The organism is Pseudomonas oryzihabitans, assembly GCF_006384975.1.
Classification (GTDB): domain Bacteria; phylum Pseudomonadota; class Gammaproteobacteria; order Pseudomonadales; family Pseudomonadaceae; genus Chryseomonas; species Chryseomonas psychrotolerans_B.
The window spans coordinates 2,756,131-2,772,944 of record NZ_CP021645.1; the positions used below are offsets into that span (position 1 = coordinate 2,756,131).

14 protein-coding genes are annotated in these 16,814 nt (G+C 65.9%); 9 read left to right on the plus strand and 5 right to left on the minus strand.

Going from position 1 to position 16,814, the window contains the following annotated elements:
• Nucleotide 1: 1 nt before the first annotated feature.
• From CCZ28_RS12280 to CCZ28_RS12295, 4 genes are all read right to left on the minus strand, one after another.
• Complete coding sequence (locus CCZ28_RS12280; RefSeq protein WP_140218390.1) at nucleotides 2–1,243, minus strand: MFS transporter; 1,242 nt, start codon at nucleotides 1,241–1,243, stop codon at nucleotides 2–4.
• 53 nt (nucleotides 1,244–1,296) lie between these two features.
• Nucleotides 1,297–2,235: an NAD-dependent epimerase/dehydratase family protein gene (locus CCZ28_RS12285; protein ID WP_140218392.1), complete on the minus strand. Its 939-nt coding sequence runs from the start codon at nucleotides 2,233–2,235 to the stop codon at nucleotides 1,297–1,299.
• Between the two features lies 1 nt (nucleotide 2,236).
• Nucleotides 2,237–3,232, minus strand: a complete 996-nt coding sequence (locus CCZ28_RS12290; RefSeq protein WP_140218394.1) for a fumarylacetoacetate hydrolase family protein — start codon at nucleotides 3,230–3,232, stop codon at nucleotides 2,237–2,239.
• A 141-nt stretch (nucleotides 3,233–3,373) separates the two neighbouring features.
• Nucleotides 3,374–4,390 carry an SMP-30/gluconolactonase/LRE family protein gene (locus tag CCZ28_RS12295; RefSeq protein ID WP_140218396.1) on the minus strand — a complete coding sequence of 339 codons (1,017 nt, stop codon included), beginning with the start codon at nucleotides 4,388–4,390 and terminating at the stop codon, nucleotides 3,374–3,376.
• Nucleotides 4,391–4,738: 348 nt separating this feature from the next.
• Here CCZ28_RS12295 and CCZ28_RS12300 point away from each other — a divergent pair, with 348 nt between their 5' ends.
• The 5 genes from CCZ28_RS12300 to CCZ28_RS12320 all read left to right on the plus strand — a co-directional run bounded on the left by CCZ28_RS12300 (nucleotide 4,739) and on the right by CCZ28_RS12320 (nucleotide 9,688).
• Nucleotides 4,739–5,665, plus strand: a complete 927-nt coding sequence (locus tag CCZ28_RS12300; protein WP_140218398.1) for a LysR family transcriptional regulator — start codon at nucleotides 4,739–4,741, stop codon at nucleotides 5,663–5,665.
• Nucleotides 5,666–6,030: 365 nt separating this feature from the next.
• On the plus strand, nucleotides 6,031–6,963 hold the full coding sequence (locus CCZ28_RS12305) for a VOC family protein (RefSeq protein ID WP_140218399.1): 933 nt from the start codon (nucleotides 6,031–6,033) through the stop codon (nucleotides 6,961–6,963).
• A gap of 9 nt (nucleotides 6,964–6,972) precedes the next feature.
• On the plus strand, nucleotides 6,973–7,347 hold the full coding sequence (locus tag CCZ28_RS12310; RefSeq protein ID WP_140218401.1) for a Rieske (2Fe-2S) protein: 375 nt from the start codon (nucleotides 6,973–6,975) through the stop codon (nucleotides 7,345–7,347).
• A 26-nt stretch (nucleotides 7,348–7,373) separates the two neighbouring features.
• A complete protein-coding gene (locus tag CCZ28_RS12315; RefSeq protein ID WP_140218403.1) occupies nucleotides 7,374–8,537 on the plus strand; it encodes an alpha/beta hydrolase family protein in 1,164 nt (387 codons plus the stop codon).
• 17 nt (nucleotides 8,538–8,554) lie between these two features.
• Nucleotides 8,555–9,688: an FAD-dependent oxidoreductase gene (locus tag CCZ28_RS12320; protein ID WP_140218405.1), complete on the plus strand. Its 1,134-nt coding sequence runs from the start codon at nucleotides 8,555–8,557 to the stop codon at nucleotides 9,686–9,688.
• A gap of 104 nt (nucleotides 9,689–9,792) precedes the next feature.
• On the opposite strand, the gene CCZ28_RS12325 is transcribed toward CCZ28_RS12320, so the two are convergent.
• On the minus strand, nucleotides 9,793–10,893 hold the full coding sequence (locus tag CCZ28_RS12325; protein WP_240795153.1) for an acyltransferase family protein: 1,101 nt from the start codon (nucleotides 10,891–10,893) through the stop codon (nucleotides 9,793–9,795).
• Between the two features lie 228 nt (nucleotides 10,894–11,121).
• Between CCZ28_RS12325 and CCZ28_RS12330 the strand changes: the two genes are divergently transcribed.
• From CCZ28_RS12330 to CCZ28_RS12350, 4 genes are all read left to right on the plus strand, one after another.
• On the plus strand, nucleotides 11,122–12,072 hold the full coding sequence (locus tag CCZ28_RS12330) for an adenosine deaminase (RefSeq protein WP_140218409.1): 951 nt from the start codon (nucleotides 11,122–11,124) through the stop codon (nucleotides 12,070–12,072).
• A gap of 2 nt (nucleotides 12,073–12,074) precedes the next feature.
• Nucleotides 12,075–12,881 carry a histidinol-phosphatase gene (hisN, locus tag CCZ28_RS12335; protein ID WP_140218411.1) on the plus strand — a complete coding sequence of 269 codons (807 nt, stop codon included), beginning with the start codon at nucleotides 12,075–12,077 and terminating at the stop codon, nucleotides 12,879–12,881.
• Between the two features lie 1,134 nt (nucleotides 12,882–14,015).
• Nucleotides 14,016–14,948, plus strand: a complete 933-nt coding sequence (locus CCZ28_RS12345) for an IS110 family transposase (RefSeq protein ID WP_140218415.1) — start codon at nucleotides 14,016–14,018, stop codon at nucleotides 14,946–14,948.
• Nucleotides 14,949–15,108: 160 nt separating this feature from the next.
• Nucleotides 15,109–16,788 carry an ArnT family glycosyltransferase gene (locus CCZ28_RS12350; RefSeq protein ID WP_205894576.1) on the plus strand — a complete coding sequence of 560 codons (1,680 nt, stop codon included), beginning with the start codon at nucleotides 15,109–15,111 and terminating at the stop codon, nucleotides 16,786–16,788.
• Nucleotides 16,789–16,814: the final 26 nt, after the last annotated feature.

The following is a 16,814-nucleotide window of genomic DNA, read 5'->3' on the forward strand; positions in this document are numbered from 1 at the left end:
CTCAGGCCTCCTTGACATTGCGAGCGGCGAAGGGAAAGCCGATCCGCGGCCGGCTACAGAAGGCACACAGCAAGGCGACGACCGCCATCGGTAGCAGGACCCAGGCTGCCAGGCCCACGGTGGCTGCCAGACCTTGGGTATGGGCGGTAACCGCGACCACTAGGATGGGACTCAGGAAGGCGCCCAGCGAATAGCTGCCATACCAGGCACCGGTCCCGAAGGCGCGACGCTGCCAGGGCAATTCGCGCATGTTCCAGATGGCCAGACTCGGCAGCATCAGGCCGCAGCCCAGGCCGTTGACCAGCGCTATCAGCAGCATGAAGGAAACCCGGTCGGCCCAGGGCACCAAGAGGAAACTGCAGCCGATCAGGGCGAACGCAATGGCCAGGCAATGCGGGATGCGTAGTTTCAGGCGCAGCAGTAGGTGCACGCTGAGCGTGCCCAGCACGATCATCACGCTGCAGGCCGAGGCGATCATACCGGCGGTGCTCGGCGATGCCTGACCGATGTCGCGCAGCAGATAGGCCAGTTGGATCTGCAACACCATGAAGGCCACACCGCCTACCAAGGTGATCAGGCAGACCACCGTCAAGAGCGCGGGCCGGAAGACGTTGGCCTCCTGCGAAGATTCTTGGGCGTCGGCGGCGGCCGAGGTCTGGCGCTGCGGCTCCCACAGCAGGAAATAGGCGAACACTGCCATGACCAAGGCGACTATGTAGACCAGGTACGGCATGCGCCAGCCAAGTTCGCCCAAGATACCGCCAATCATGAAGAAGAGGATGGAGGAACTGGCGGCGAAGGTGGTTTGCAGGGCGAGGTAGCGTTGCCGTAGCGCGCCGCTGTAGTAATCACCGATCAGGGTGGTGCTGATGGTCACCACCACCGCTTCCATGCAACCCAGCACGATGCGGCTGACGATGATGGCGTGCAGCGATTCGAGAAACAGCGGCAGTACGCCCATGCAACCATAGCCCACCATGGCCATCAGCAGCAGACGTTTGCGGCCCAGGCGGTCAGCCAAGATGCCCATCACGGGCCCCAGCAGGGCCACCATCAGCCCAGGCACAGCCAGCGAGATGGGCACCAGGAATTGTACGTTGGGTACCTCGGCGAAATGCGCCTGCATCTGCGGCAGGCTGGGCGCCACCACGATGGCCGCCATGGGCGCCAGGCAATTGATGAGTAACAACAGATAGGTGGCGATACGAGCCACGGAAGAGCCGGAACGAGCGGAGGCGGTCATTTGTGTTCTCCATGAGTTGTTCTTGTTGTTTGGCGAATACACGGACGCGGAGGTCATCCGTCCAACGTGCGTTCGATCAGTCCGGCCAGGTCGCCATCGTGTTGAAACCCCAGAGCCTGTGCCTCGGGCGTAGCGAGTGAGGGATAACGGGCGAACGCCCGTTCCAGTGCGGGATCGGGACGGTAGCTGACCAGTTGGCGACGGTCTTCGCCGAAGCGCGCGCACAGCCCCTCAACAACCGCCCCGAGACTCAGGTGCAGCACCGGCAGCGTTATCGCCCGACGTTTGGCCAGGGCCGCGCTGGGTATCCGTGCGGCGTGCAGCAGGTTGTCGACGCAGCGCGCCGCCGACATCCACCAGGCGGTGCCTTCCGCCGCGACCGGACAGACGAAGGCTTGGCCATCGCGCAGCCGCCAGAAAAGGTCGCTCATGAAAGCCGACAGTAGGCCGGACGGCTGCGGCGGTCGCGCCACGATGCCGGGCAGGCGCAGGGCGATGCCGTCCAGGCCGCCGCGCCGGGAGAAGTCATCGAGCAGCAACTCGCCGATCAGCTTCTGGGTGCCGTAGCTCAGTTGCGGTCGCAACGGTGCCCCCTCGTCCATGGGCGCCATCGGCAGGCGACCGTAGACGGCGATGGTGCTGGCGAACACCACGCGTGGTGGCCGGGTGTGCCTTTGCAGGCCCTCGAACAGCGCCAGGGTGGCGTCCAGATTGACCCGGCGGCCCAGGGCATAGTCACGCTCGGCCAGCCCGCCGGGCACGCTGGCCAGGTGAAACACCACCTCGGCCGGGTGGACGAGCGCTGCGGCCAGCACCTCAGGCTCGGCCAGGCTGCCCGTGATCGAATGGATTCGCGGATCGCTCGGCATGCCGGGCAGTTGGACGTCCAGCAGCGTCAGGCGCGTCCAGGGCAAGGCCTCGGTATCGTCCAGCAAGCGTCTTACCAGGCACTGGCCGACGAAACCGCCGGCACCGGTCACGAGGACATGCATCTCACACCTCCGACGGCAGCGGCGCCGCAACGAATTGGTGGTCGATGGCGCCGAACAGGCTCTGGCCATCGAGGCCGAACATCTCGAATCTCAGCCGATCACCGAAGCTCAGGAACGGCGTGCGTGACTCGCCCTGCTCGAGCTTTTCGATGGCGCGCCGCTCGGCTAGGCAGGCCGAGCCAGTGCGACGATAGTCGCGGTTGGAAAAGGTGCCCGAGCCGAGCACGGTCCCGGCGCGCAACCGGCGGGTGCGCGCCAGGTGCATCACCAGTTCGGGAAAGCTGAAGTCCATCTCGCCGCCATGGGGCTCGCCGAAGCGCTCGCCATTGAGTTCCACGCGCAGCGGTAGCTGGACCCGGCCGTCGCGCCAGGCGTCGCCCAGCTCGTCCGGGGTGATGGCGACCGGCGCGAACACCGTGCTCGGCTTGGCCCGCAGCGGCCCGAAGCCGATGCTGATTTCCTTGAACAGGTGGGCGCGCAGGCTGACGTCGTTGAGCAACATCAGTAGGCGGATGTGGCCAGCGGCGGCGGCGGGCTGGACGCCCAGCGGCACGTCGTCCAGGACCACGGCCACCTCGCCCTCGAAATCGATGTGCTGGTCTTCGCCGGGCACCGGGTAGTCGTCACAGGGCCCATAGAAATCGTCGCCGCTGCCCTGATAGATGATGGGGACACCCGCGTCCTTCTTGATGTCCAGGTCGTAGGCCCGCTCCATGAGAGCGCCATGGGCGAGAAATGCGGAGGCATCCGCCCACTGATAGGCACGGGGCAAGGGTGCCATGACGGCGCGGGGATCGAAGTCGAAAGCATCTGCGATGAGGCCAACGTTGAGCGCCGAATAGAGTTCTTCGAGCCGAGGCGCGCAGGCTTCCCAGTCATCCAGCACGGTCTGCAACCGAGGCATCGACGCAGGCACGAACACCGCTTTGCGAAGATCACGAGATACCAGCAGCAGACGACCGTCGCGGCTGCCATCCTTGAGCGAGGCGAATTTCACGGCAAAACCTCCGTTAGGGAGTGTTGTGTCGCAACCGGAGTGCGGTCACGCAAACAGCGCTTGGATGGCCAAGCCGCAAAAGGACGGTCCTGTTTGAGTTGCCGGATCATGTGCAGCTCCTGTTCGGAAAGGTGAGGAAAACTAGCGCCAGTGAATCAGCGGCTGACCCGCCACCGGCGCGCGGAAATAGGGAATACGGGTGCCTTGCAGGCTGCCGAGGTAGACGGTGCGCAGGTCCGGCCCGCCAAAGGTGAGGCTGGCCAGCCAGGGCGCCAGGGTGCCGCGCGCGGCCTGCATGATGGCGGGGGTCAGGGTCTTGTCGGCGTAGTGCCGATTGAGGCGCGCGGTGGCCTGGGGATCGCCGTCGTCGAGCAGCGTCAGCACCTCGCCCTCGGGGGTCAGGGCGATCAGCTGGTCGCTCATTACCAGCGTCACCCAGAGGTTGCCGTGGGCATCGAAGGCGAATCCATCCGGAAAGCCTGGCAGCTCGGCCGGGCCGTACACCTCGCGCTCGCCCAGCGAGCCATCGGGGCGCAGCCGCAGCCGGGAAATGCGCCTGACGTTGCTCTCCACCACGTAGAGCCACTCTTCGCGATCGTCGAAGCGGATCTCGTTGGTGCCGCCGAAGCCCTCGGCGACGATACGGATGCCCTGCTCGTCGATCACGCCGATGTAGCCATCCAGCACGCCCGAGTTGATGGAATCGGTCCAGGGCTGCTGGGTGGTGGTGACGGTGAACCAGATCCGCCCACGGGAATCGCGCAGCGGAAAGTTGGTCTTGCCCAGCGGCCGACCCTCGAGATGGTCGTGCAGCACCGTCAGCTGGCCGTGGTGATCGAGGCGCTCGATGCGGTCCAGCCCCCAGTTGCAGATGATGAAGTCGCCGTCCGCGGTCAGCGCCAGGCCATTGGGCAGCGAGGCGCCCTGGGACTGCACGTAGCGTTGCTGGAAGTCCACCGGGGCGCTGTCCGTAACGGTCGGTGCCAGCAGCCGCTGGCTGCCGTCCGGATCGATGCGCATCACGCCACCGCGGGCGTCGGCACTCCACAGGGTGCCGTCGGGTTGGGCGATGATGCATTCCGGGCGTTGCAGGTCGCGACCGATGAACTGGATGCTGGCGCGGTCGACCTGCCAGCCCTTGAGGGGATTGCTTGCCATGCTGAGGTCTCATGCTGGGCCGGACGTCGGGCGCAGGGGCCGCGACACGGCAGGAGGTCGCCGGAGCGACGGGGGTCTAGCGAGGCTGCGCGGTCGCTCGCACAGGGTAGGGATGGCGTGTGGCGAACGACCCGCCGAGGGATCGCGAGAGACGGAACGGCGTCATGGGTAGCTCCCAAATTATTCTTGTTGTCCGCCGCGACAGCGGCTGTGATTCGACGGTATGCAGCCCGCAGGTATTTGAGAAATCGTTTGTTGACATACGAGGCATAAGCGCGCTGGATTGGTCCCAGGCGCCCCGCCTCTCACAACAACAGCCCCGGACCGCACCGGAGCCAGGAGTAGCCCATGCGTTTCTATGGTCTGGATCTGAACCTGCTGGTGGTGCTCGATGCGCTCCTGGTCGAGCAGAACATCACCCGCGCCGGCGAGCGGCTGTTCCTCAGCCAACCGGCCACCAGCGCCGCCCTCGCCCGGCTGCGTGATTACTTCCAGGACGAATTGCTGGTACAGAACGGGCGCAAGATGATCCGCACGCCCAAGGGCGAGGCGCTCAGCCAACCGATCCGCGACCTGCTGATCCAGATGCGTTCAACCCTGGACAATCGCCACCAGTTCGACCCGGCACAGGCACAGCGCAAGTTCGTGCTGATGGCCTCGGACTACATCAGTACCGTGCTGCTGCCCCAGGTCAGCCGACGTCTCAACGAACTCGCCCCGCATGCCTGCCTGGAGATGATCCCGCCCAACGACAATCCGCGGGAGATGATCGAGCGGGGCCACGTCGATCTGCTGGTGCTCCCCACTACCCACCTGACCGAGGAGCACCCCAGCCAGATCCTGTTCGAGGACAGCTTCGTCTGCATGGTCTGCCGGGACCATCCAGAGGTGGGCGAAAGCCTGTCCTTCGAGCAATACAAGCAACTGGGCCATGTGCTGGCCCGCTGGGGTCAACAGCGCATCCCGTCCGTGGATGAGTGGTTTCTCAATCGCTACAACTTCGAGCGCCGCGCGGAAGTCATCACCAATGCTTTCAGCAAGATGCCGACCTTCCTGCCCGGTACCCGCCGCGTCGCCACCATCCACCTGCGCCTGGCCGAACAATGCGCCCGCGAATTGCCGCTCAGGATCCTGCCGGTGCCCTGGGATGCGCCCCCCTTGGTGATGGCGATGCAGTGGAACCGTCACCAGCAACACGACCCCGGACTGAACTGGCTGCGCGAGCTGATCGCCGAAAGCGCCGCCGCCCTGCCCGAGGTGCACCTTGGTAATTGAATCATCGCGAGGCATCCACCAAACGGATGCTTCGTATGCCAAATTAAAATTTCTCGAATGACTCGGCGCTGCGTAGTTTCTTGAAAACAGTCCTGGCCACACCTGCCAAGGCACTCAGAACAAGAACCACATCGAGACAACGCCATGTTCCAGCGCCCTTCGCTCCGCCTCGCGCCCGCCCCTGCCATCGTCGGCTCACCGCCGCCCTGAACCCTGGCGGTGCGCCGTCGCCCTGAGCCGTCACCACGCACCCGCCTCGCCTGACTCGAACTCGAAAACCCAACCCGGTCCGCCCTGAGCTCGCCGCCGGGTTTTCCTGCCCGCTCGCCTGGCCGTTCTGCCAGGCCGCCCCTGGAGACATCGCCATGCACATCACCGGTCTCGAATACCTGACGTTCGGCGTCGAAGATCTGGCTGCCGCTCACCAGTACCTGCTGGACTACGGGCTGGATGCCCAGGACTACGACCCCGCAGTCGGCGGCACCTATCTCGCCCTGGACGGCACGGGGATGATCGTCCGTCACAGCAACCATCCCGGCCTGCCGCCGCTGCCGCCTGGCGCCCACTCGCCCTGTCTGCGCGAGACCCACTACGGCGTGGCCGACCAGGCCACCCTGGCGGCCCTGCAGGATCTGCTCGGCACCGATCGCAAGGTCAGCGTCGGCGCCGACGGCAGCCTGCACTGCCTGGACGACGCGGGTTTCGCCATCGCCTTCCAGTTGTCCAGGCGCCAGCCGATTCAGGCCCCCTACCTGGGCTTCAACGTACCCGGCCAGGCGCCGGGACGGGCGCCCAACGACTGCGCCGCGGACCCCGCCGCGGAGATCAAGCCGCGCTCGCTGTCCCACGTGGTCTATTTCGTCGAAGACGTCGCCCGAACCGAGGCCTTCTACCGGCGCCTGGGCTTCGTGGTCACCGATCGCTTCAACGGTCTGGGGCCCTTCCTGCGGCCTGCCGGTACTCAGGAACACCACACGCTGTTCATGCTGCAGAGCCACAACGCCCACATGGTCGGCTGCAACCACTTCACCTTCCATTTCGGCTCGGCCAGCGAGGTCCTGCAGCAGGGTTGGCGCTTCCAGCAGAAGGGCTACCAGAGCTTCTGGGGACCGGGCCGCCACATCATGGGCAGCAACTTCTTCTGGTACTTCAACAGTCCCTTCGGCGCGGCCATGGAATTCGACGCCGACATGGACCATCACGACGACAGCTGGGTACCGCGCGCCCTGGACCCCGGCGCGGACAATTCGCAGATTTTCCTCTTCGAGGGCCGTGACAAATGGGCGCCGGGCGAGTGAGACCCCGACATGGTCAACGAACGCCGTCTCTGTCACCGCGACGAACTGCCCGATCAAGGCGCCCGCGGTCTGCTGCGCGAAGGTCACCATGACCGGGTGTTCGCCATCCGCCGCGGCGACGAGGTCTTCGTCTGGCTCAACGACTGTCCGCACAACCATCGCCCGCTGGAGTACCAGCGCGACCGTTTCCTCTCGGCCGATGGCCAGCACATCGTCTGCTATGCCCACTCGGCGCATTTCGAGCTGCGTAGCGGCCGCTGCTTCGCCGGTCCCTGCGTCGGTCGCTACCTGACCGAGATTCCGGCGCGGGTGGACGCCGAGGGAACCGTTTGGATTACCACCGAGCTACCCGACCCCACCCGTAAATCGCCACCTTCTTCCTAGCCTTTTGCCTGTACGAGGTCGATCCCATGTTCCAGTACTTTCCTTCCAACTATGTCTGGAGTCTCTCGACGATGATCGCCCTGACCCATGGCGGTAACATCGGTGAAGTGGACGCCATGTGCGCGCCGCTGCGCGATGCCGCCCTGGGTGGCGACGATCCCGGCACCGAGGCCTTCTATGCGGCCTGGAAAGACGGCGCCGACCGCTTGCTGCAGCTCTCCGAAGACGACCTGGCGCGTGGCCGTCGCCTGTCGGCGGGTGAAAAGCTGGGTCGCGCGGCGCTCTACTACGGCATTGCCGAGCGGATGCAGGCTCACGGCTTCGCGCATCGCCTGGCGCTGTACCAGCGCTCGCTGGAATTGTTCGAACGCGCCCGGCAGCTCGGCCGGGAGAATTGCCAGCGCGTGGAGATCCCCTATGGCGACGCGCACCTCAGTGCCCTGTACGTACGCGCCGAGGGCCTGCCGCCTGGCGCGAAGGCGCCCATCGTGGTGATCATGAACGGCCTCGACAGCACCAAGGAGATGCTGCAGAAGAGCGTCATGGGGCGGCATTTCCCTCAGCGCGGGCTGTCCGCCCTGTTCGTCGACCAGCCGGGGACCGGCGAGGCCCTGCGCCTGCACGGCTTGCCGGCACGCTTCGACAGCGAAGCCTGGGCCTCGCCCATCGTCGACTGGCTGGAAGACCATCCGGAAGTGGATGCGAAGCGCATCGGCGCCCTCGGCGTCTCCCTCGGCGGCTACTACTGCCCACGGGCGGTAGCCTTCGAACCGCGCTTCGCCTGTGGCGCGGTCTGGGGCGCCAATCACGACTGGCGTGCCGTGCAGCAGGCGCGGCGGCGCCGTGAGGGGGAGAATCCGGTGCCCCATTACTGGCAGCACGTGCAATGGGTGTTCGGCGCCAAGGATCTCGACGACTTCCTGACCAAGGCCGAAGCCATGCACCTGGACGGCATCCTGGACCGTATCCGGGTGCCCTTCCTGGTCACCCACGGCGAGCACGACCGGCAGATTCCGCTGCACTACGCCCAGCGTACCTATGACCAGTTGGTGAACAGCCCGGACCGGGAACTGCTGGTGTTCACCGCGCGCGAAGGGGGGGTCGAGCACAGTTCGCTGGATAACCCCAACAACGCCGGCAACCTCATCGCCGATTGGCTGGCCGAACGGCTGGGTGGCGTCGTCGCCTGATCCACAGGAGAAGCATCATGGCTCTTATCGAGAACGCGCTGATCGTCGGTGGCGGGATCGGCGGCATGAGCGCCGCGATCCAGTTGCGCAAGCAAGGCATCGCGGTGGAACTGGTCGAGATCAATCCTGCCTGGGCGCCGGACGGTGCCGGTATCACCATCAGCGGACCCAGCCTGCGCGCATTGCGCGAGATCGGCGTGGTGGACGAGGTCTTGCGCCGCGGCGGCTGGTGGCGCGCCATCGATCTGCGCGACGCTCAGGGCGAGTTGCTCCGCACCGTGCCCCTCGCTCCTGCCGTCGGTGCCGAGGATCTGCCCAGCGCGGCCGGCATCCCGCGCCCGGTGCTGGCCGAGATTCTCGCCACCGCCACCCGCGCCGCGGGTACCACCGTCCGGCTCGGCATCAGCTTCGAACGTCTTACCCAGGACGCGGATGGCGTGGACGTGCTGTTCAGCGATGGCAGTGAGCGTCGCTACGATCTGGTGATAGGCGCCGACGGCGTCAATTCCGCGCTACGCCGCCTGGTGCTGCCGGACTTCGCCGGCCCAGTGTTCACCGGACAGGGCTGCTGGCGGCTCATCGTGCCGCGACTGCACGAGAACTCCACCATGTACCTGAGCGACCGGATCAAGGCAGGGGTCAACCCCATCAGCCCGGATCTCTGCTATCTCTACCTGCTGGAGCGACGCGACGGGCAGGAATTCATTCCGCCCGCGGTCTGGCCGGAGATTCTCGCCGAACTGCTGACGCCTTTCAGCGGGGAATTGGCCGATATCCGCCGTGGCCTGCTGGACGGAAGTCTACCCGACCCTCAGCTGCTCTATCGTCCCCTGGCCGGCCATATGATCCCCGCCCCCTGGCACCGCGGACGGCTGGTCCTGCTGGGCGACACGGTCCACGCCACCACACCGCAACTGGCCTCGGGCGCCGGCATCGCCATGGAAGGCGCGATCATCCTGGCCGAGGAGCTGCGACGCCATCACTCGCTGGCGGATGCCTTGAGCGCCTATGCCGGTCGTCACTACGACCGCGCCAGCCTGGTGGTGGAGGCCTCAGCCGAGCTGGGGCGTATCGAGCAGGAGGCCGGTGGTGCCCAGGCTCATGCCCAGGTTATGCAGAGGACCCTGGAACTACTGCGCCTGCCGATCTAGCGCGGCGCGAACGGACGCGCGCATTCGCCGATGGCCGCGCGGGCGAAGCGTGAGCGACGAGGGCTTCGACCGGCGTCGGCCCACGGGGGCCCGTGCCGCCTGCCCTACCCTACCCGCGAGGTCGGCACCAGGCGGCTCCACACCGCCTTGGTGCCCAGGGCGCAGGCCTGGCGATAGCCCAGGGCGTGGCGCTCCACCAGGTACCAGGACACCACCGCCAGCGGTAGGGTGATGCCGATGGAGAGGATCACCATGGTCCAGGCCTCGATGCCGGGAATCACCGCGGCCAGGGTCTGCTGCACCGGGAAGGAGTAGATGTAGAGGCCGTAGGAGTAGTCACCCACCTCGTTGAAGGCACGGATGCGCCCGGCCGGGACGAAGGCGAGGTAAAGCAGCACGTAGCCCAGCACCAGGTTGTAGACCAGGAAGAAGCTGTCGCGGTCCGGCATAGCCACCGCCAACAAGGCCACGGCGGCGATGAAGGCGGCGCGTGACAGCGGGATATAGGCGCGCAACACATAGAAGGCGCCACCGAGGAAGAACATCTGGAACAGCCGCAGCAGGTGCGATTCGCTGGCGAAGAAGTAGTGGGCGAACAGTTTGAACAGCGCGGCGCCCGCGGCGAACAGCAGGATGGCGCGCTGGAAGTGACGGTTGTCCAAGCGCAGCCAGAGTACCGCCAGCCAGAGCAGCGCCAGGGCGCCGTACATGCCCACCTCGAAGGGCAGCGTCCACAAGGAGCCATTGACGACGGCCTGCAACGGATTGCCCTCGAACAGGCCGGGCAGGTCGAATTCGGCGCCGGCGATCAGACCGGTGTTCTTCAGCAGGTAGACCCAGGTCTCGCCGTCGCTCAGGTAGTCCTGCAGCGGCGCCCGGGTCAGCCAGGCGCCGAGGCCGAGCACCGTCAGCATGAGCATCACCAGCAGGCCCGGCACCACCCGCAGGGCGCGGCCCCAGACGAAATCGATGATGTCGGCGCGACTCAGCAGGCTCTTGGTGACCAAAAAACCGCTGGTGATGAAGAAGATGTCGACCGCGATGTCGCCGAGGGTCATGCCCAGGCTCTCGCGGCCGGGCTCCGCCGTGGGGGTGCCGCTGGAGATGGCGAAGCTGTGGCTGAAAACCACGGCGAGCGCCGCGATCATGCGAATCAGATTGAGATTGTTGTTCTTGCCGCCAACATGATCCTGAACGGTCTGCACGGATACCTCACGCCTGGTGTTTGGAGCCATGCGTCCCGATTGTAGTCAGATCCAGACCCATTGCAGGGGTTGTGGCCATTTGCTGGCCCAAAGCGTGGAATGCTGGGAAATTCTGACGCTCAGGGCCACCGTACATCGGTCGCCGGGAACCCGCAGACCTGCAGGTGACCGGGCAAAGCGTGCGACAATCCCTGACTGATTCAGCTTGACGACGAATAGGACACCTCCATGTACGACTGGCTCAATGCCCTACCCAAGGCCGAACTCCACCTGCACCTGGAAGGCACCCTGGAGCCCGAGCTGCTGTTCAAGCTGGCCGAGCGCCACGGCGTCGCCCTGCCCTGGCCGGATGTCGAGGCCCTGCGCGCCGCCTACAACTTCGGCAACCTGCAGGAATTCCTCGATCTCTACTATGCCGGCGCCGACGTGCTGCGCACCGAACAGGACTTCTACGACCTGACCTGGGCCTATCTGCTCAAGTGCAAGGAGCAGAACGTCATCCACACCGAGCCCTTCTTCGATCCCCAGACCCACACCGATCGCGGAATTCCCTTCGAGGTGGTGGTGCGTGGTATCACCCAGGCGCTGGCCGACGGGGAAAAGCAGCTGGGCGTGACCAGCGGGCTGATCCTCAGCTTCCTGCGCCATCTCTCCGAGGACGCCGCCCAGGCCACCCTGGACCAGGCACTGCCGTTCCGCGATCTCTTCATCGCCGTCGGCCTGGACAGCTCCGAGCAGGGCCATCCGCCGAGCAAGTTCAAGCGCGTCTTCGCCCGCGCTCGCGCCGAAGGCTTCCCGGCCGTCGCCCACGCCGGCGAGGAAGGCCCGCCGGAATACATCTGGGAGGCCCTGGACCAGCTCGGCGTGGTACGCATCGACCACGGCGTGCGCGCCTTCGAAGACGAGCGCCTGATGGCCCGCCTGATCGACCAGCAGATCCCGCTCACCGTCTGCCCACTGTCCAACACCAAGCTTTGCGTGTTCGACGACATGAGCCAGCACACCATCCTCAAGATGCTTGACCGAGGCCTCAAGGTCACGGTTAATTCCGACGACCCCGCCTACTTCGGCGGTTACGTCACTGAGAACTTCATGGCCCTGTACGAAGGCCTGAACATGACCCGCGCCCAGGCCCAGCGCCTGGCGCAGAACAGCCTAGACGCCCGCCTGGTGAAATAAGCATGAGTCTGACCGCTGCCGAAATTTCCTACTACCAACGTTTCGCTGAACGCCTGACCGATGCCGCCGCCGTGGCCATCCAGCCCTACTTCCGCGCCCAGTTGGCAGTGGATGACAAAGGCGACGCGGCCAGTGCCGGGCGGCGCTACGACCCGGTGACCATCGCCGACAAGGCCGCCGAACGAGCCATGCGTGAACTCATCCAGGCCGAGCACCCGGATCACGGCATCCTTGGCGAGGAAGAGGAAAACGTTACCGGCAGCAGTCCCCTGACCTGGGTGCTGGACCCCATCGATGGCACCCGCGCCTTCATCACCGGCCTGCCGCTATGGGGCACCCTGGTGGCGCTCAACGACGGCCGCCGCCCGGTGGTGGGAGTAATGAACCAACCCTTCACCGGCGAGCGCTACCTGGGCACCCCGGCCGGCACCTGGCGCAACGACGTGCCGCTGCGCACCCGCCCCTGCGCCAGCCTGGCCCAGGCGCGGCTGATGTGCACCAGCCGCGATATCTTCGATACCCCCGAGCGCCTGGCGGCCTTCGACGCCATCGCCGCCGAGGTGCAGCTGGCTCGCTTCGGCGGTGACTGCTACGCCTACTGCATGCTGGCCTCGGGCTTCGTCGACGTCATCATCGAAGCCAGCCTGCAGCCCTACGACGTCCAGGCGTTGATCCCCATCATCGAAGGCGCCGGCGGCCGCATGACGGCCTGGGACGGCGGTGACGCCCAGCAGGGTGGGGCCATCCTCGCCTGTGGCGATCCGGCGCTGCACGCGCAGTTGGTGGAGCGGTTGAAGCACCTGGCGTAGGGTGCCTGTTTTCGTAGGTTGGGTTGAGCGGAGCGAAGCCCAACGCGGCTCCCTGCTCAAACCAGACGCGTTGGGCTTCAACGACGTAGCCGTCTCGATCCAAGCTAGGCGATTGCAACGTAGGTTGGGTTGAGCGCAGCGAAGCCCAACCTTGCAAAGGTTGGTCCCTGCTTGGGCTTATCGGTGCCCTAGCTATTTATCGAGCTTTGCTGGTACTTCTTGTTTCGCCCACCCGGGCGAGTCACTTTTGCCAATCGCGGCAAAAGTAACCAAAACCGCTGTCCCCACGTTTCGGCCCTCCGCTTCGCTCCGGGTCCCCTCGCTCCGGTGCCGCTCCAGGGGCACGGCACGAAGGGGCATCCTGCCCCTCGCGCCTTGCTCGGCGTCCTGCCTCGCATCCCCCTCCGCGACACCTACACTCGGCCTCACTGACGGGGACGGGGCGCCAGCCTGAGGCTTGGGTGTTTACAGGCAAAGCCCGAGCGATTCGTAGCGTGGAGAACCGCGCAGCGTTTTCCACTGCTGGCATCTAAGCCATCAGTGGACAAGGCTGCGCCGTTGTCCACGCTACGGGGTACGGGTTATTCAACCAAAACTTTCAGGCTGGCGAATCGCCCCGTTCAGTAGGGCGAACGCCAGTGCCGTGGAGTGGGTCGAGCCGCAGGGATGCGGCGAGAGGTCCAGTGGGCCATGGACGGCCCATCTGGACCGACCCCGGAACGGCGCTGGCGTGAGCGGACCCGCAGCGAAGCGGAGGGCCGGATGGCGGGGCAAGCGTTTTTGGTTACTTTTGTCCGGGGCGCGCAGCCGCGACTGAAAAAAGTGACTCGCCCGGGTGGGCGAAACAGGAATCCCCAACAGACCTCGATAAGCAGCCAAGGCACCAATAGCTAAGCCCACCAGCAATCGCGGCCATGGGCCGCTTGTGTCTTGGCTTGCGGTTAGGATGAAGGTGAGAGCAGCAGGGGGCAGGCTGTAGGGCCGCAGTGTTTCGAGCACGTGTAGGAGCCGGTTCCGCCCCCTGCTGACCTCTGACGTCCCAGCCCGAACAGTTGATCGAGCTTCCACCTCGAACCGCACAAGCGTGGGCCTTCGTCAGAGGCGCTCTCCTCACCAGTATAGGGGGACCTGACGATGAAGGCAGCCTGGGTAGGAATCGATGTGGCCAAGGACACCCTGGCCGTTTGTGTATTGCCGGATAAACGGCAGCGCGACTATGCCAATACACCTGAAGGCTGGACCGAGCTGCGCGATGAGCTCAGCGGTTATGAGGTCCAGCGGGTGCTGCTCGAAGCCACTGGGGGCTACGAAGCGGGCGTGCTGCGTTATCTGGCGGCAGCCGGTTTGCCCGTGATGCGGATCAATCCGCGCCAGGCCCGGGCTTTTGCCCAGGCCATGGGTCGCCAGGCCAAGACCGACCGGATCGACGCGGCTCTGTTGGCCCATCAGGCCCGGGTGATCGAGGGGACGGCTTATCAGCCGCAGAGCGCGCAAGCCTTGGCGCTCCAGGAGCTGGTCAAGCGTCGTACCCACCTGGTCGCCCAACGTGACGACGATCGGCGTCGCCTCGCTCAAGCGTCACTTCCCGCCGTACAGGCCAATATTCGCCAATGTCTGGACTTCCTCAACCAACAGATCGCTTCGTTGAACCAAGCCATCGCCCAGGCCTGCAAGGCGCTGGACGGCAGCCGCGCCCAGCGTCTGGCCAGTGTGAGCGGGATCGGTCCGGTCAGCGTGGCGAATCTCTTGGCTTACCTGCCAGAGTTGGGCCACTTGGACCGCCGCCAGATAGCCGCCCTGGTGGGCGTGGCGCCCTACACTGTCGACAGTGGCGCCAAGAAAGGCATAAGACGCATCTCGGGCGGTCGCTCTGCGATCAGGCGCGTGCTGTACATGGCGGCCTGGTCGGTGGTACGGCACCAGGCTGATTTCAACCGCCGCTACCAAGAGCTACTTCAGCGTGGAAAGCCCGCCAAGGTCGCCCTGATCGCCTGTCTGCGCGTCCTGCTGACACGGCTCAATGCCATGCTCAGGGACGGCACGCCTTGGCGATCAGAACCGGCGTGAGAAGACAGTTGCTCCTACACGCTCAATCCAACCCCGTAGAAGCGGCCGCATCGGCGGACCGCCATGGCCACGATTAGCCCTCGTCATCCCCCGGCAACCTCTTAAGCCCCCTCTAAGCCAAATCCCGTATACCGGCAGGATTCCGCCAAGAGTCACTGCCTTGTCCACCACCTCCCCCCCTGCCTCGCCAAGCACAGTGCGCCTGGAGCGAGGGCTATTGCTCTGCTGCCTGGTCGCCTACCTGCTCGCCGGACTGTTCGGTCGTGGGCTGTGGAAGGCCGATGAGCCCTACTCCTTCGGCATGGTGTGGAACTTCCTAACTACCCCGGACTGGTTGATCCCTCGGGTGGGCGATGCGCCCTTCATGGAAAAGCCGCCGCTGATGTACTGGAGCGGTGCCTTCACCGCCCGACTGTTTTCCCCCTGGCTAGGCGAGCCGGACGGTGCGCGGCTGGCGGTGCTGGGCTGGATGCTGGTGACCCTCGCCGCCCTGGCCTGGCTCACCCAGCGGCTGCTACCCGGGCGCGCGCGTCAGGCGTTGCTCGCCCTGCTGGGCATGCTCGGCGTGGTGCAGCACAGCCATCTGCTGATCGCCGACGTGCCGCAACTCGCCGGCGCCACCCTGGGACTGGCGGGCCTCGCCGCCTATCTGCACGATGGCGAAAAACCCTGGCAGCGTGGGCTGCTGTTCGGCAGCGGCCTGGGCATCGCCTTCATGAGCAAGGGCTTGCTGGTGCCGGGGGTATTGGGGCTCTGCGGGGGGCTCTGCGCCGTCTGCTGGCCACAGCGCCTGGTCGAACCGGCCACTCGGCGCTGGCTGCTCGCCGCCCTCGTCGCCGCCCTGCCTTGGCTGCTGATCTGGCCGCTGCTGCTCTGGCACCAGGCACCCGAGCTCTTCCATACCTGGCTGTGGACCAACAACATCGGCCGCTTCTTCGGCCTGGAAGCGCGCAACAGCGATACCGATGGCCTGGTCTCCAGCCTGGCGGACCTGGCGGCGCTGTCCTTTCCCACCGGGTTGATCCTGCTCGGCGCCACGCTCTGGCAGCTGTATCGCCGTGGCGGCAGCCCGCTGAAGCGGCTGGGCCGGCATCCAGGACTGGCCACGGTGGTGCTTTACGCCCTCGTCTGCCTGGGGGTGCTACTCAAGTCGGCGGTCTTCCGCAGCCTCTATCTGCTACCGCTGTTTCCCGCCCTGGCGCTGCTGGCGGCGCGGCTGGAGCCACCCCCTGCCATCGCCCGCCTCGGACGCGATGCCAGCCTGGCGTTCTGGACACCCGTCATCGCCCTGCTGGCCCTGGGCGGTATCGGCCTGGCCTTGAACTGGCCGCTGCCCTGGCCGCGCCTCGTCACCGACCATCTGCCGATAACGGAACGCCTGCCACTGAGCCCTCTGGCCTGGGCGGTCGCCCTACTGGCCTTGCTCGGCTGGGGTGTCGCGCTCGGGCTGCGCACGCAGTTGGGCGCCGCCAGCACCTGGTTCGTCGGCCTGACCGTCGGCTGGACCCTGGCCAATACCCTGTGGCTCCCCTGGGTCGACCTGGGCAACAGCTACGCCCGGCCTTTCACCGAACTGCAGCGGGTACTTCCGGCGGCGGATTGCGTGGCCAGCTACGGCCTAGGCGAATCGGAGCGCTCCATGCTGCACGTCTACAGCGGCTATCCACCGCAGGAACAGGCCAGCCTGAGCCAGGTGCCCTGCCAATTGCTGGTGGTGCAGGACGAATGGCACGAACCGGTGGCGGTGCCCGCCGACTGGACGCTCTTCTGGCAGGGCGCCCGGCCTGGCAACTTGAAGGAGCGCTTCCGCGCCTTCAGCCTCGTGCAACCGGGCCCTTGAGGCGTTGGGCTTCGCTACGCTCAACC